The organism is Lentzea sp. NPDC051213 (genome assembly GCF_044455585.1).
Classification (GTDB): Bacteria; Actinomycetota; Actinomycetes; order Mycobacteriales; family Pseudonocardiaceae; genus Lentzea.
Genome location: NZ_JBITEX010000002.1, coordinates 315,865 through 329,905, shown reverse-complemented (window position 1 = coordinate 329,905; position 14,041 = coordinate 315,865). Strand labels below are relative to the sequence as shown.

The 14,041-nt window shown below is 69.1% G+C and carries 15 protein-coding genes; 9 read left to right on the top strand and 6 right to left on the bottom strand.

The genetic code is table 11. From position 1 onward, the window contains the following. Positions 1 to 88: 88 nt before the first annotated feature. On the bottom strand, positions 89 to 1,045 hold the full coding sequence (locus ACIA8G_RS08350) for a zinc-binding alcohol dehydrogenase family protein (RefSeq protein ID WP_396417671.1): 957 nt from the start codon (positions 1,043 to 1,045) through the stop codon (positions 89 to 91). Positions 1,046 to 1,068: 23 nt separating this feature from the next. On the opposite strand from ACIA8G_RS08350, the gene ACIA8G_RS08345 reads away from it, so the two are divergent. Genes ACIA8G_RS08345 through ACIA8G_RS08330 form a run of 4 tightly spaced genes read left to right on the top strand, consistent with a single transcriptional unit; the run spans position 1,069 to position 5,041 of the window. Next, on the top strand, positions 1,069 to 1,770 hold the full coding sequence (locus ACIA8G_RS08345; protein WP_396417670.1) for a VIT family protein: 702 nt from the start codon (positions 1,069 to 1,071) through the stop codon (positions 1,768 to 1,770). A 25-nt stretch (positions 1,771 to 1,795) separates the two neighbouring features. Further along, entirely contained in the window at positions 1,796 to 2,041 is a 246-nt protein-coding gene (locus ACIA8G_RS08340) for a hypothetical protein (RefSeq protein ID WP_396417669.1), read from the top strand. A gap of 7 nt (positions 2,042 to 2,048) precedes the next feature. Further along, positions 2,049 to 2,726: an HAD family hydrolase gene (locus ACIA8G_RS08335; RefSeq protein WP_396417668.1), complete on the top strand. Its 678-nt coding sequence runs from the start codon at positions 2,049 to 2,051 to the stop codon at positions 2,724 to 2,726. Further along, the gene (locus ACIA8G_RS08330) at positions 2,723 to 5,041 is read left to right on the top strand and encodes a glycoside hydrolase family 65 protein (protein WP_396417667.1); all 2,319 of its coding nucleotides are present in this window, start codon (positions 2,723 to 2,725) and stop codon (positions 5,039 to 5,041) included. The genes ACIA8G_RS08335 and ACIA8G_RS08330 overlap by 4 nt, the downstream gene beginning before the upstream one ends. Here the strand turns inward: ACIA8G_RS08330 and ACIA8G_RS08325 are convergent. The 3 genes from ACIA8G_RS08325 to ACIA8G_RS08315 form a co-directional block, all read right to left on the bottom strand. Continuing rightward, the gene (locus tag ACIA8G_RS08325; RefSeq protein ID WP_396417666.1) at positions 5,038 to 5,370 is read right to left on the bottom strand and encodes a YybH family protein; all 333 of its coding nucleotides are present in this window, start codon (positions 5,368 to 5,370) and stop codon (positions 5,038 to 5,040) included. The two genes, ACIA8G_RS08330 and ACIA8G_RS08325, sit on opposite strands and share 4 nt — an antisense overlap. Before the next feature lie 2 nt (positions 5,371 to 5,372). Next, entirely contained in the window at positions 5,373 to 6,074 is a 702-nt protein-coding gene (locus ACIA8G_RS08320; protein ID WP_396417665.1) for an SDR family NAD(P)-dependent oxidoreductase, read from the bottom strand. Between the two features lie 107 nt (positions 6,075 to 6,181). After that, positions 6,182 to 7,114 carry a LysR family transcriptional regulator gene (locus tag ACIA8G_RS08315; RefSeq protein ID WP_396417664.1) on the bottom strand — a complete coding sequence of 311 codons (933 nt, stop codon included), beginning with the start codon at positions 7,112 to 7,114 and terminating at the stop codon, positions 6,182 to 6,184. A 76-nt stretch (positions 7,115 to 7,190) separates the two neighbouring features. Here ACIA8G_RS08315 and ACIA8G_RS08310 point away from each other — a divergent pair, with 76 nt between their 5' ends. Further along, positions 7,191 to 7,487 (top strand): muconolactone Delta-isomerase family protein, encoded by a 297-nt coding sequence (locus ACIA8G_RS08310; protein WP_396417663.1) that lies wholly within the window; start codon positions 7,191 to 7,193, stop codon positions 7,485 to 7,487. Between the two features lie 10 nt (positions 7,488 to 7,497). On the opposite strand, the gene ACIA8G_RS08305 is transcribed toward ACIA8G_RS08310, so the two are convergent. Next, on the bottom strand, positions 7,498 to 8,469 hold the full coding sequence (locus ACIA8G_RS08305; protein ID WP_396417662.1) for an alcohol dehydrogenase catalytic domain-containing protein: 972 nt from the start codon (positions 8,467 to 8,469) through the stop codon (positions 7,498 to 7,500). 84 nt (positions 8,470 to 8,553) lie between these two features. On the opposite strand from ACIA8G_RS08305, the gene ACIA8G_RS08300 reads away from it, so the two are divergent. From ACIA8G_RS08300 to ACIA8G_RS08285, 4 genes are all read left to right on the top strand, one after another. Continuing rightward, a complete protein-coding gene (locus ACIA8G_RS08300) occupies positions 8,554 to 9,720 on the top strand; it encodes a beta-1,3-glucanase family protein (RefSeq protein ID WP_396417661.1) in 1,167 nt (388 codons plus the stop codon). Between the two features lie 81 nt (positions 9,721 to 9,801). Next, on the top strand, positions 9,802 to 10,473 hold the full coding sequence (locus tag ACIA8G_RS08295) for a response regulator transcription factor (RefSeq protein WP_396417660.1): 672 nt from the start codon (positions 9,802 to 9,804) through the stop codon (positions 10,471 to 10,473). Next, positions 10,470 to 11,786 (top strand): ATP-binding protein, encoded by a 1,317-nt coding sequence (locus tag ACIA8G_RS08290; protein WP_396417659.1) that lies wholly within the window; start codon positions 10,470 to 10,472, stop codon positions 11,784 to 11,786. Before ACIA8G_RS08295 ends, ACIA8G_RS08290 begins: the two co-directional genes overlap by 4 nt. Positions 11,787 to 11,863: 77 nt before the next feature. Next, a complete protein-coding gene (locus ACIA8G_RS08285) occupies positions 11,864 to 12,904 on the top strand; it encodes an NAD-dependent epimerase/dehydratase family protein (RefSeq protein WP_396417658.1) in 1,041 nt (346 codons plus the stop codon). Here the strand turns inward: ACIA8G_RS08285 and ACIA8G_RS08280 are convergent. Next, the gene (locus tag ACIA8G_RS08280; RefSeq protein ID WP_396417657.1) at positions 12,891 to 14,039 is read right to left on the bottom strand and encodes a hypothetical protein; all 1,149 of its coding nucleotides are present in this window, start codon (positions 14,037 to 14,039) and stop codon (positions 12,891 to 12,893) included. The two genes, ACIA8G_RS08285 and ACIA8G_RS08280, sit on opposite strands and share 14 nt — an antisense overlap. Positions 14,040 to 14,041 lie beyond the last annotated feature (2 nt).

The following is a 14,041-nucleotide window of genomic DNA, read 5'->3' as shown; positions in this document are numbered from 1 at the left end:
CCTCCTATAGCACACACGAACACCTGTTCGACATGCTGCCACGGGGGTCTGACAAAAACTGAAGACCAGACCTCTGACCAGGCAATATCTACGGCACGAGGACGGCGGCGCCGGTCACCCGGCCTGCCCGGAGGTCCGAGAGGGCGAGGTTCGCCTCGCGCAACGCGTAGGGCTGCACCGCCACGGACAACCGGTGCGAGGAGCAGAACGACAGGAACTCGGCGGCGTCGGCCCGCGTGTTCGCCGTGACCGACCGGACCTGCCGCTCCTGGAACAGGTGCCGGGAGTACGACAGGACCGGCACGTCGGACAGGTGGATCCCGGCGATCGCCAGCGTCCCGCCCCGGTCCAGCGCCTCCAGCGCCACCGGCACCAGCGACCCGACCGGCGCGAACAACACAGCCGAGTCCAGCGGCACGGGCGCGGCGTCCGCGGCCGACGCCGCCCCCAGCGACAACGCCAGCTCACGAGCCGACTCCGACCTGGTCACCACGTGCACCTCGTAGCCGCGGGCGACGGCGACCTGCAGAGCCAGATGAGCCGACCCGCCGAACCCGTAGATCCCCAACCGCCCGCCGTCTGGCACGGACGCACGCTTCAACGCCCGATACCCGATGATCCCGGCGCACAGCAACGGCGCCACCGACTCGGACGAATATCCCACGGGCAGCCGCAACGCATATGCCGCCGGCACGACCGCATAGGACGCATAACCGCCGTCAACGTCCCACCCGGTGTACAGCGACGACGGGCAAAGGTTCTCGTCACCGCGCAAACAGAACCGGCACGACCCGCACGTGTGCCGCAACCAGGCGATGCCGACGCGCTCCCCCACCCGGAACTCCCCGGCGGCGACCACGACCTCACCCACGACCTGATGCCCCGGCACGACCGACGGCCGATGCACGGGCAGATCCCCGTCCACGACGTGCAGATCGGTGCGGCACACCCCGCAGGCGAGCACCCGCACGAGCAACTCCCCCGGAGCGGGTGAAGGCACCGGCACGTCCGCCAAACGCAGCGGCGTGGTCAGCCACGAAAGCATGATCCCCAGGTTAGCCTGCGAAAATGACCCACCACGAGCCCCACGACGAGGTCACCGGCGACCGGATGAACTGGTTGCGCGCGGGCGTTCTCGGCGCGAACGACGGCATCGTGTCGACCGCCAGCCTCGTCGTGGGTGTCGCGGGCGCCACGACCGACAAGGCCCAGATCCTCGTCGCGGGCCTGGCCGGTCTCTTCGCGGGCGCGATGTCCATGGCATCGGGCGAGTACGTGTCGGTCAGCAGCCAGCGCGACGCCGAGCGCGCCCTGCTCGCGCAGGAACGCCGCGAGCTCAGGGACATGCCGGAGGAAGAACTCGAGGAGCTCACGGAGATCTACGAGGAGAAGGGCCTCGACCCCGAAACCGCGGCAGAGGTCGCCAAGCAGCTCACCAAGCACGACGCGCTGGCCGCCCACGCCGAGGCCGAGCTCAAGATCGACCCGGACGAGCTCACCAACCCGTGGGGCGCCGCCATCGCGAGCTTCGTGTCGTTCACCATCGGCGCCCTGCTCCCCCTCGCCGCGATCATCCTGAGCCCCACCAGCCTCCGCGTCCCGGTCACGGTCGTCGCCGCCGTCCTCACCCTGGCCCTGACCGGTTTCATCAGCGCCAAGCTCAGCGGAGCCCACCGGCAGCGCGCGGTCATCCGCAACGTCGTGGGTGGACTGATCGCGATGGGCGTCACCTACGCCATCGGCTCCCTCGTCGGCCAAAGCATCGGATAGCCCCGAACCGGGTACCTGCGAGGACATGACAGAAGAACGCGGTGCATACGTCCCCCAGGACACCGAGGACTTCGAGGGCCTGGACGAGGACAACCTCAGGAAGGACCCGCTGGAGGCGGGCATGGATCCGCCGGAACGCTGGGCGGAGTCCGACAAGTACGGGATGACCGAATACGAGCAGGCCCACCCCCGCCCGCTCGACGAACGCCTCGCGGAGGAGCGCCCGGAAGTCGCGGCGGAACGCGGCGAGGACGACGAGACGGGTGCATGATCGAAGGATGAGCCTCGGCATCCCGGAGAAGATCACGGCGTTGCTGTTCGACCTCGACGGCGTGCTGACCAGCACGGCTGTCCTGCACCGCAAGGCGTGGCGGCAGACGTTCGAGAACATGGGGCAGCCGTTCAGCGAGCAGGACTACCTGACCTATGTCGACGGCAAACCGCGCTACGACGGTGTCCGGAGCTTCCTCGCCTCGCGCGGCCTCACGCCACCCGAAGAGGAGATCCGCCGCGTCGGCGACCTGAAGAACGACCTGGTCAACCGGATCATCGACGAGGAGGGCATCACGCCCTACCCCGCCTCGGTGCGCTACCTCCAGGCCGCGCGCGAAGCCGGACTCCCGATCGGCGTGGTCACCAGTTCCGCCAACGCCACCAAGGTGCTCAAAGCGGGCGACCTCACCGAGTTCGTCGACGCGCTGGTGGACGGCAACGTGATCACCGAGCAGCATCTGAACGGCAAACCCGCACCCGACTCGTTCCTCGAAGGCGCGCGAAGGCTCGGCATCCCACCGGAGCACGCCGCCGTCTTCGAGGACGCGCTCTCGGGCGTCGCGGCGGGACACGCGGGCGGGTTCGGGCACGTCGTCGGCGTCGACCGCGGCAACCAACGTGAAGCCCTCAAAGCGAATGGCGCCGACGTGGTCGTCGACGAGCTCGACGAGTTGCTGTCATGAGCTACACGACCGAACCGTGGAACCTGCGCTGGCAGGGCCTCGCCGTGAACCAGCTCAACCGGACCGAGTCGACGTTCGCCCTGGCCAACGGTCACATCGGCCTGCGCGGCACCCTCGACGAGGGCGAGCCGCGCGGCCTGCCCGGCACGTACCTCAACGGCTTCTACGAGCAACACCAGCTGCCGTACGGGGAAGCGGGCTACGGCTATCCCGAGGCCGGGCAGACCATCGTGAACGTGACCGACGGCAAGATCGTCCGGCTGCTGGTCGAGGACGAGCCGCTGGACATGCGCTACGGCAACGCGATCGAGCACGAACGCGTGCTCGACTTCCGTTCCGGCACGCTGCGCCGCCGCACGCTGTGGGAGTCGCCGACCGGCCGGCGCGTGATCGTGCGCAGTGAGCGGCTCGTGTCGTTCACCCAGCGCGCGGTCGCCGCGATCCGGTACGAGGTCGAGCCGATGGACGACGTGCAGCTCGTCGTCCAGTCCGACCTGCTGGCCAACGAGCCGACCGTCAGCCGCAGCAACGATCCCCGCGTCGCCGCCGCGCTGGACTCCCCGCTGGTCAACGACTTCACGATGGCCGAGAAGACACGCGCCGTGCTGTGCCACCACACCAAGGTGTCCGGTCTGCGCATGGCCGCCGCGATGGACCACGAGATCGAGATCGCGGGCGGCGTCGACGTGCGCACCGACATCCGCGCCGAGGCCGACCTCGCCCGGTTCACCGCCGCCGTCGACGTCGCGGCGGGAAGCTGCCTGAAACTCACGAAGTACCTCGGCTACGGCTGGTCCGCCCAGCGCTCCACCCCCGCGCTGCGCGCCCAGGTCGAGGCCGCGCTGGCCGGTGCGCTGCAGACCGGCTGGAACGGTCTCGTCAACGAGCAGCGGGAATTCCTGGACGACTTCTGGCAGGTCGCGGACATCGAGATCGAGGGCGACGACGAGCTGCAGCAGGCGATCAGGTTCGCCCTGTTCCACGTTCTGCAGGCCGGTGCCCGCGGTGAGTCCCGCGCCATTCCGGGGAAGGGTCTCACCGGCCCCGGCTACGACGGGCACGCCTTCTGGGACACCGAGATGTTCGTGCTGCCGGTGCTCACGTACACGGTGCCCGACGCCGCCCGCGACGCGCTGCGGTGGCGTCACTCCACATTGGACAAGGCTCGCGACCGCGCGAAGGTGCTGGGGCTCAAGGGTGCCGCATTCCCATGGCGGTCGATCAACGGCGCCGAGTGCAGTGCGTATTGGCCGGCGGGCACGGCGGCGTTCCACGTCTCCGGTGACGTCGCCTATGCCACCCAGCAGTACCTCAACGCCACCGGTGACGAGGACTTCGAACGCGACGAGGCGACCGAACTTCTCGTGGAAACCGCACGGCTGTGGTGCTCGCTCGGGCACCACGACCGGCACGACGGGTTCCGCATCGACGGTGTCACCGGCCCCGACGAGTACTCGGCGATCGTCGACAACAACGTCTACACCAACCTGATCGCCCAGCAGAACCTGCGCGCCGCCGCCAACGCCGCCGAACGGAACCCCGGCGCGGCAACGGAAGACGAGATCGAGGCCTGGCGGCGGGCGGCCGACGCGATGGCCATCCCGTACGACGAGATGCTCCAGGTGCACCCGCAGGCGGACAACTTCACCAAGCACGCGGAGTGGGACTTCGAGAACACACCGCAGGAGAAGTACCCGCTGCTGCTGAACTACCCGTACTTCGACCTGTACCGCCGGCAGGTCGTGAAGCAGGCGGACCTCGTGCTTGCGATGCACGTGCGCGGCGACGCGTTCACCGACGACGAGAAGGCCCGCAACTTCGCCTACTACGAGGCACGCACCGTGCGCGACTCGTCGTTGTCTGCGGGCACGCAGGCGGTGCTGGCCGCCGAGGTCGGTCACCTCGACCTGGCCTTCGACTACCTCGTCGAGGCCGCGTTCACCGACCTGCACGACCTGCACGACAACGTCACGAACGGCCTGCACATGGCCTCGCTCGCGGGTGCGTGGACGGCGCTGGTGGCCGGGTTCGGCGGCATGCGCGACCACGGCGGCCGGCTGACGTTCGCGCCACGCCTGCCGGCCGCGCTGACCCGCTACTCGTTCCGGATGTCCTTCCAGGGCAGCAGGATCGCCGTGGACGTGAGCGCGACCGAGGCCACCTACCGGCTCGTCGACGGCCCCGAACTGGCGACCACGCACCACGGCGAGCCGATCGCGATCACGGCGGATCAGCCGGTGACCCTGCCGATCCCGAAGGCTCCCGACCTCGAACGGCCGCAGGGGCCGGCGGGCCGGGAGCCGAGAAGGCGTTAGCCGAGCCGGGAGACCTGGTAGTGCGCGATCAGGTCTCCCTGCACGAGCACGCTCAGGTGGACGTTGATCGCCGGCCGGTCGACGAACGAGAAATCGACGTCGAGATGTGCGAGAACCAGATCACCGGCGAGTTCACGCGTTTCCAGAATCTTGTAGTCGGCCTTCAGCCCGAGCGGCTGGGAATCGTAGTAGGCGGCAATCGCCTCCCGCCCGACCCCGTACGGCTTGAAGCCCTGGAAAATGGCGTCCTCGGTGAAATTGGCGGCGACCTGCTCCGGGTCGTGCGCGTCCACGGCGTCCTTCCACCGGTCCATGACGGTTTTGATCATGGTCAGTGCCCCGCGCTCTGGCCGCCGTCGACGTGCAGGATCTCGCCCGTCACGAAGCCGGCCTGTTCGAGGAACGTGATCGCGTCGACGACGTCGGAGATCTCGCCGATGCGCCCGATCGGGTGCAGCCCGGCCAGCGTCTCGTGGGTCTCCGGGGCGTGCATCGGCGTGCGGATGATGCCGAGTGCGACCGTGTTGAAGCGGATGTCACGGGTCGCGTACTCGATCGCCAGCGACTTCGTGACGGCGTTCAGACCGCCCTTGGTCAGCGACGCGAGTGCCGACGGGACCGCGGACAACGCGTGGTCGACCAGGGTCGTGGACACGTTCACCACGTGACCGCCGTTCTCCTGCATCTGGGCCACCGCGCTGCGCGTGATGTCGAAGAACCCGATGAGGTTCGTGCCGGTGACGGCGGCGAAGTCCTCGTCGGTGTACTCGGTGAACGGCTTGGCCACGAAGATGCCCGCGTTGTTCACGAGGCTGTCGACCCGGCCGAACCGCGCCAGCGCTTCCCGGACGACCCGCGCGCCCTCACCCGGCACCGCCAGGTCCGCCCGGATCGCCAGCACCTCCGGGTCGCCGGAGTCCTCGATCGACCGCGAGACCGCGACAACCGAATAGCCGAGCTTCCGATAAGCGGGCACAAGAGCCGCACCGATTCCCTGTGACGCACCCGTGACGACTGCGACCTTGTTGGTCATTTCCAGCTCGCTTTCGAAGGAGAAGAAGTGGAACTGACAGCCACAACGGCCCGCACCCGCGATTTCATTTCGCGAAATTGCGACCCGTTTCCTCCAACGTGTGAGGCTCAGCCTCCCAGCGCACGATAGGGGTCGTCCGCAGGCAGCCAGACGCCGTCACGGCGCAGCCCGAGGTCGCCCACCTCCCGCACGATCGCCTCGGCGGCGGCGATCACGTCCGCGCGTTCCTCGTCCTCCCGGCGCACCAGCGACCAGGTCCACCACACCTCGGGGCTGACCACAGGCCGCTGCACGAGATCCGGCGGCAACGGCGTCGTCTGCCCCTTCGGCGAGTTGAGCACCGGCGTCGTGCACACCCGCACGTGGTCGAAGAACGCCGGCCCGGTGATGGCGCCGTTGTGGATGCGCCGGACGCGGGCGCCGGTGTCCTTGGCGAACTCCTCGGCGTAGTCGTTCCAGGACTGCCACGATGTGACGTCGTCGTCCACCAGCACGGCGATGTCCTCGGCCCGCACCGGGCTCGTGTCCGTGCCCACGGCCACCGCGTAGAGCCGGTCGGCGCCGAGCAGCCGCGCGTTCAGCCCCAGTTGAGCGGCCTCGGCCTTCCGGATCCAGCACACGGCCAGGTCGAGGCTGCCGTCGGCCACCCGCGCCGCCTGCTGGTGCGAGGGCACGACCCACGCGTCCATGTAGATCTGCGCGACCCCGGCCGTGCGGGCGGTCAGGTCCGGCGGGAGCCAGTTCACGTACCCGATCCGCACCGGCCGCGACCCGGACAGCTGACGCGCGTGCCGTTGCAGCTCGTCGGCCCGCTCCAGCAACGCCCGCACTTCCGGGACCAGCGCGGCACCGGCGGCGGTGAGGGCGACGGTGCGGCGATCACGGGCGAACAGCGGCACGCCGAGGTCGCGTTCGAGCGCCTTGATCTGCTGCGACAACGACGGGCCGGCGATCAGCAGGCGGGCCGCCGCCCGGCCGAAGTGCAGCTCGTCCGCGACCGCGAGGAAGTACCGGAGTTGACGCAGTTCCACGTTCCGCATCCTAGGAGGCTGCGCCTCTCACGCAGGAGAAAGCCGGTCGTGGCGCCGCCCGCGCACCCGGTCGCACGATGGATCCATGACCACCAGCGAGTTCATCGTGGAGATCACCACCACGATCCCCGACGGCACGAGCCAGTCCGAAGTGGACGAGCGGCGGGCCGCGGAAGCCGTGCGTGCCAAGGAGTTGACGGCGAGCGGCAACCTCGTCCGGCTGTGGCGGCCGATCGGCGAGATGCGCAGCGTCGGCCTGTGGCGGGCCGACGACGAGCAAGACCTCCTCACGAACGTCCTCGGCACCCTGCCGTTGAGCCCGTGGATGACGTTCGACGTCACGGCCGTGCAGCCTCACCCCAACGACCCCGGCCGTTCGTGACCGCACACGATCACAGCTCCAGCACCACCTTCACGTCGTCCGCCCGGTGCTCGAAGGCCTCGGCGAACTCGTCGAGCGGAACCCGTCGGGTGATCATCGAGGACAGCCAGGCGTCGTCCGCGCGATCCAGCACCTCCGCCGCCTCCCGGTAGTGCCGCACGTTCGAGTTGACGGTCCCGAACATGATCCCGTTGTGCAGCACCAGATCCCGGTTCGCCTGCCCGAGGTCCACCGGCAGCACCTCGGTCGACGGCACCCCGGTGAGGCACACCAGTTGCCGCCCGAGCAGCTGCGCGACCAGCTGCGGTGCCCCGGTCGCCTCGATCACGACCTCATGCGGAGGCAGCGTGCGGTGGTAGGTCGCGCCCAGCGACTCCACCAGCGCGGGCTTCGGACCGTCAGCCGCGAGGTCGAACACGTGCACGTCCAGCCCGCGCTGCACCCCGATCAACGCCGCCAGCAGCCCGATCGGCCCGGCACCGGTGACCAGCACGCTGTCGAACGGGAACAACGCCAGCCGATCCAGCCGTTCCCACGCCTTGACCACCACCGAGGCCGGTTCGACGAGCACTCCCGTCGAGGAGCTGACACCGACGGCGTAGGACGCGGGCACCGTCCAGAGCGTCGAGCCGTAGCCGTCGAGCCCGGTGATTCCGCGCTCGGTGTACTGGCCGTTCAGGCAGTTGTCGAACTCCCCGCGCGCACAGGCCCCGCACGGCACCGGATCGGGCCGCCGCACGACCCCGGCGACCAGCGATCCCGGCGTGAACCCCGGTCCGCTGACCACCCTGCCCAGGGATTCGTGCCCGATCACCAATCTTCTGCCGACGCCGAACTCGCCGCGCACGATCTCGCGGTCCGTCCCGCAGATTCCGATGGCCAGGCCCTCGACCAGCAGTTCGTCCGGTCCCGGCTCCGGATCCGGTAGTTCGGTCAACGACAAAGAACCGGCTCGTGCAAGATCCACCGTCAACGCGCGCATGGGAACCATTCTTGACATATCAACACGATCACGCTGACCATGGGAGCGCTCTCACGCAACCCTGTCTCAGTGAGGAGATAGTCGATGCGCAAGCTTCTGTTGCTGGCGACATCGGCCCTACTAGGGCTGACAACGATGTCCGCACCTGCTCAAGCAGCTCCACCGAACCTGCTCCCCATGACCGTCACGAACAACTCGGGCCGCGGCGACGCCGTCCACCTGTACGTGTTCGGCGAGATGGGCGGCCGGCTCGGGTACGTGAACGCGAACGGCCAGTTCACAGCCTGGTCCGGCGGTGGCATCCCGCCCACCCCCGCGCCGGACGTCTCGATCCCCGGTCCGGGCAACGGCGGTAGCCGGACCCTGCAGATCCCGATCAACCTCGCGGGCGGCCGGCTCTACATGTCCTTCCGCGACAAGCTGAAGTTCTCCCTGGTGCCGAACGGCCTGGTGCAACCGGCGCCGTGGGCCGCGGGCGACCCGAACCGCGACATCCTGTTCGACTGGAGCGAGTTCACCTACAACGGCGGCGGGTTGTGGTTGAACAGCTCCCAGGTCGACATGTTCAGCGTCCCGCACGCGGTCGAGGCGACCTCCCAGGCCGGCGCGACCAAGCGCACCGGTCAGCTGGTCTCCAACGGCCGCAACCGCATCTTCGACCAGCACCAGCAGCTCGGCGGCGACTGGGCACGGCTGGCCTACACCCGTTCTGACGGGACCCGGCTGCGCGTGCTCAACCCGAGCAAGGGCCTCGACGCGGGCGTGTTCTCCGGCTCGTACTACGCGGGCTACGTCAGCAGCACCTGGGCGACGTATCAGAACACGCCGCTGACCGTGGTGCCGTACCAGAACGAGCCGAACCGCAGGTTCACCGGCCGCACCAGCGGCGGGGTCCTCAACTTCACCAACACGTCCGGCCAGCAGGTCGCGTCGTTCCAGCAGCCGTCGACGCGGGACGTCTTCAACTGCGACGGCCGGCTCGCGGCGCCGAACAACGACATCGGCGCCATCTCCAGGTCGCTCTGCGCGGCGCTCAACCGGTCGACGCTCGGGTTCATCCACACCCAGCCGACGTACACCGCGAGCCAGTTCTACACCCGCTCGATCACGAACCACTTCTCGAGGATCGTGCACGCGAACATGGCGGACGGGAAGGCGTACGGGTTCGCGTTCGATGACGTCGGCGCGTTCGAGTCGCTTGTTCACGAACCGAACCCGCGTTCGGCCAGGATTGTTCTGACTGCATTCTGATCCGAAACAATCTTGCTTTTGATCGACTTTCACTCCACTGTGTGAGGGCCGTCGCCGCGGCTCTCACACAGTGGAGTCGTTGTGTGCGTAGGGGTCTTGCTGGTCGAAGACGACGAGCGAATCCGGCAGGCGTTGAGCCTCGCCTTGTCCGACGAGGGTTTCACCGTTGACGAGACCGCGTCGGGTGAAGCGGCTTTGGAGCGTTTGGCGGCCGAGTCCTTCGACGTCGTGCTGGTCGATCTGACGTTGCCCGGCGTCGACGGCCTGGAAGTCGTGCGGACCCTGAGATCCCGTGGTGACCTGCCGATTATCGTCGTCACAGCCAGGACGGACGCTCGCGATGTGATCGCCGGACTCGAGGCGGGCGCGGACGACTACGTCACAAAACCGTTGATGGCAAGTGTTCTCGCCGCGCGAATCCGCGCGTTGCTCCGCAGACGCGGACCCGGCCGGGAAGCCGTCCGGATCGGCGATCTGGAAATCCGTCCGCAGGAAGGACTGGTGCACCGAGCGGGTGAACGCGTTCATCTGACCCGGACGGAATTCCGGCTGCTGCTGGAACTCGCTGGTGCGGGCGGCCGAATCGTCACCAGGGAGCAGTTGCTGCAAAAGGTTTGGGGATATGACTACTTTGGTGACACTCGTCTACTCGATGTGCACATAAGAAGGCTCCGCCGCAAGATAGAGGCGAACCCGGATGACCCAGCGCTGGTACTCACCGTGCGCGGTACCGGGTACCGGATCCGGTCATGAAGCTCTCGCTGCACTGGCGGCTGACGCTGGCGTTCGGCTTCGGCCTGCTGGTCGTCACCAGCGCGCTGGCGTTCGCGACGTGGAACCTCGCCTCCGGCTACATGCTGCGCCAACGGGAGGCGAGCGCGCTGCGGCAGGCCGAGGTGAACGTGCGGCTGGTCGAGAGGTCCCTGTCCTCGCCGGGTCTCGACGAGCTGCTGACCGGCCTCACCACCGGCCCCGACTCGTCGATCGTGGTGTTCAGCCCGGACGGCCTGGTGGCTGCGGGCCGGGCCGTCGATCCCGCCGCTCTCCCCTCTGCACTGGTCGAGCGTCCGCCGGGGCGCGCCCGGATCACCGTGGACGGCCTGCCGGTGCTCGCGGTGGCCCGGCCGGTCGCCGGTCACTCCGTCTACGTCGAGCTGTTCCCGTTGCAGCAGCTCAACCGCACGTTCGCGTTCCTCGGCGCGGTGCTGTCCGGTGGCGCGATCGCGGCCGCGCTGCTCGGGGCGGCGCTGGGGTCGTGGGCGTCGAAACGGGCGCTGAAACCGCTGGCGGAGCTGAACTCCGCCGCCGGGAGGATCGCCGGCGGCGACCTCCGGGCCCGCCTGCCCGACCAGGACGATCCCGACCTGGCCGCGCTGGCGGCGAAGTTCAACTCGACGGCCAGCGCGCTCGAGCAACGGGCACTGCGGGACGCCCGCTTCGCCTCGGACGTGTCGCACGAACTGCGGTCGCCGTTGACGACGATGGTCAACGCCGGGGCGGTGCTGCGGCGCCGTCGCGAGCATCTGAACGGCACCGCCGACACCGCCCTGGAGCTGCTCACCTCGGAGGTGGACAGGTTCGCCAGGATGGTGGTGGACCTGCTGGAGATCTCGCGGGCCGACCAGACCGACGACCCGCCGCTGGAGGAGATCGCGCTCGACGCGCTGGTGCGCAACGTGGTCGCGACTCGCGAGGAGGTGCCGCTCGACCTCGAACCGGCGGTGGTGCTGGGCGATCGGCGGCGGCTGGACCGGGTGCTGACGAACCTGCTCGACAACGCGGACCGGCACGCCGGCGGGGCCGTGCTGGTCTCGGTGCGCAGGATCGGTGAGCACGTGCGGCTGGCCGTGGAGGACGCCGGGCCCGGCGTGCCGGAGTCGTTGCGGGAGGAGATCTTCGAGCGTTTCGCCCGCGGCGTCATGGCGGGGAGCCGTGGCGACGACATGGGCAGTGGGCTGGGACTCGCTCTGGTCCGCGAGCACGTGCACCGGCACGGCGGGCAGGTGTGGGTGGAGAACCGCGCGCCGGCCGGGTCGCGCTTCGTGGTGGAGCTACCGTCGGGCTAGGGCACGAGTGCTTACGAAGTTCTGACGGCACCTCCTTCGGCCGCGCCACGCGGGTACCGCGGTCCTACGGTCGGTTCATGCGAGTACTGATCACCGGCGGTGCCGGGTTCATCGGGTCCCACGTCGCCGACGAACTGGCCGCGCAGGGCCACGAGTGCGTCCTGCTCGACGCCCTGCTGCCCGAGGCGCACGGGGCCGTTCCGTTGCTGGACCACGAACTTGTCGTCGGTGACGTCACCGACGGTGCCGTGTTGCGGCCACTGCTGTCCACAGTGGACGCGGTCTGCCACCAGGCGGCGATGGTCGGGCACGGCGTGGATCCGTTCGACGCGCCTTCCTACGCCCGGCACAACGATCTTGGCACGGCGGTGTTGCTGGCCGAGATGCACCGGACCGGGGTGTCGCGGCTGGTGCTGGCGTCGTCGATGGTCGTGTACGGCGAGGGGCGGTACCGCTGCCTGACGCACGGGATCGTGCGGGCCGAGCGGTCTGCTTCCGACCTCGCCGCGGGTCTGTTCGAGCCGCGCTGCTTCTGCGGCGACTTCGTCGTGCCCGAACTGGTGCCCGAGGACGCCTTGCTGGAGCCGCGCAGTACTTACGCGGCCACGAAACTCGCTCAAGAACACCTCGCCTCGGCGTGGGCCCGGCAGACCGGCGGGAGCGTGTGGGCGTTGCGGTACCACAACGTCTACGGCCCGCGGATGCCGCGCGACACCCCGTACGCCGGAGTGGCGTCGATCTTCCGGTCCGCGCTGCAGAACGGCGTCGCTCCGCGTGTGCTGGAGGACGGCCGGCAGCGCCGTGACTTCGTGCACGTCACCGATGTGGCGCGGGCCAACGTGCTGGCGCTGTCGTCGCCCAGGCCCGGTTTCGAGGCCGTGAACATCTGCTCCGGCACCCCGCACACGATCGGCGACCTGGCGTTCGCGCTGGCCGATGCGTGCGACGGACCGGCACCGAAGATCGTGGGCGGGGCGCGCGCGGGAGATGTGCGGCACGTCGTCGCCTCGCCCGCGAAAGCGTTGGACGTGCTGGGGTTCGAGGCTCAGGTCGGATTCGTCGAGGGCGTGCGGGAGTTCGCTTTCGCGTCTCAGCGGGAGCCCGTCACCAGTTCGTGAGCACGAGGTGGTTCACCGCCAGGGCCGTGATCGCCTGGGCGGTGAGCCACCTCTTGTCGAGTTTCGCCGTGCCGGCGAGGAGCCAGATCGCGAACGGCAGCCAGATCCGTTCGGTCTCGGCCTTGCTCAGGCCGGACAGGTCGGCCGCCAGGATCGCGATCGCGGCCGCGAGGACCCACCTGTCCTTGCGCAGCCCCCAGATCGCGGCCGGGCCGATGACGAGCGCGAGGGCCGCCAGGTTCGCCCAGGCCCAGTACCAGTACGGCCTGACGTCGCCGATGCCCTGGTAGTAGCGGAGTTTCACGAGCTCATAGCCCTCGTACCACCAGAAACCGGCGAGGGCGAACGCCGCGACGACCGCTCCTGCGCCGACGACGGCCCAACCCACCCGTCTGCGGGCAGCGACAAGCGCCAGCGGGGCCAGGAGCACCAGGCCGTACGACAGGAAGATGCACCAGCCCAGCACGATGCCGCCGAGCAGCGGCCACCGGGTGAGCAGGTAGATCCCGACGGCCGCGACGCCCATGAACATGCCGTCCGCCGACGCCCCGACCCACACCGCCCCGGGGAACAGCACCAGGAACGGCAGCACGGCGTTGTTGTTGATGGCTTTGGGAATCGCGACTGTCGCGAGTGCCCCGGCCAGGACGCAGAAGATCGACGCCGCGGCCCCTCCCCCAAGCCCGATGCGGTCCAGCGCGACGAACGTGAGCAGCGCGCCCGGCGGGTGACCCGCGACGTGCGTGGTCCACGAGTCGGGCTGGAAGTCCGGGATGCGGGCGGCGAAGGTGGTGAGGTCGATGAAGCCCGGCACCTCGTGCAGGTACTCGTCCTCGGTGGTGAGCCGGGTGACGAACCGGCCCCAGCCATCGATCATCGCCAGCGAGAACGTCCAAGCCACCGAGGCGACGTAGGCGATCAGCAGCGCTCGTCGGTGCTGTGCGAGCTCGGGCCCCTTGGCGACGACCAGGGACGCGATGAGGATCGCCGCGGGCGTGCCCGGCCCGACGTGCGGCTGCCAGTCACCGAACAACGGCGCCGCCGCGGCGAAGAGAACGTTCGGGTCGTGGGCGTTGACGATCAGCCCGACGATGACGGCGGCAGCGACGAGCAGTCCGGCGAGGAGTAGACGCACCG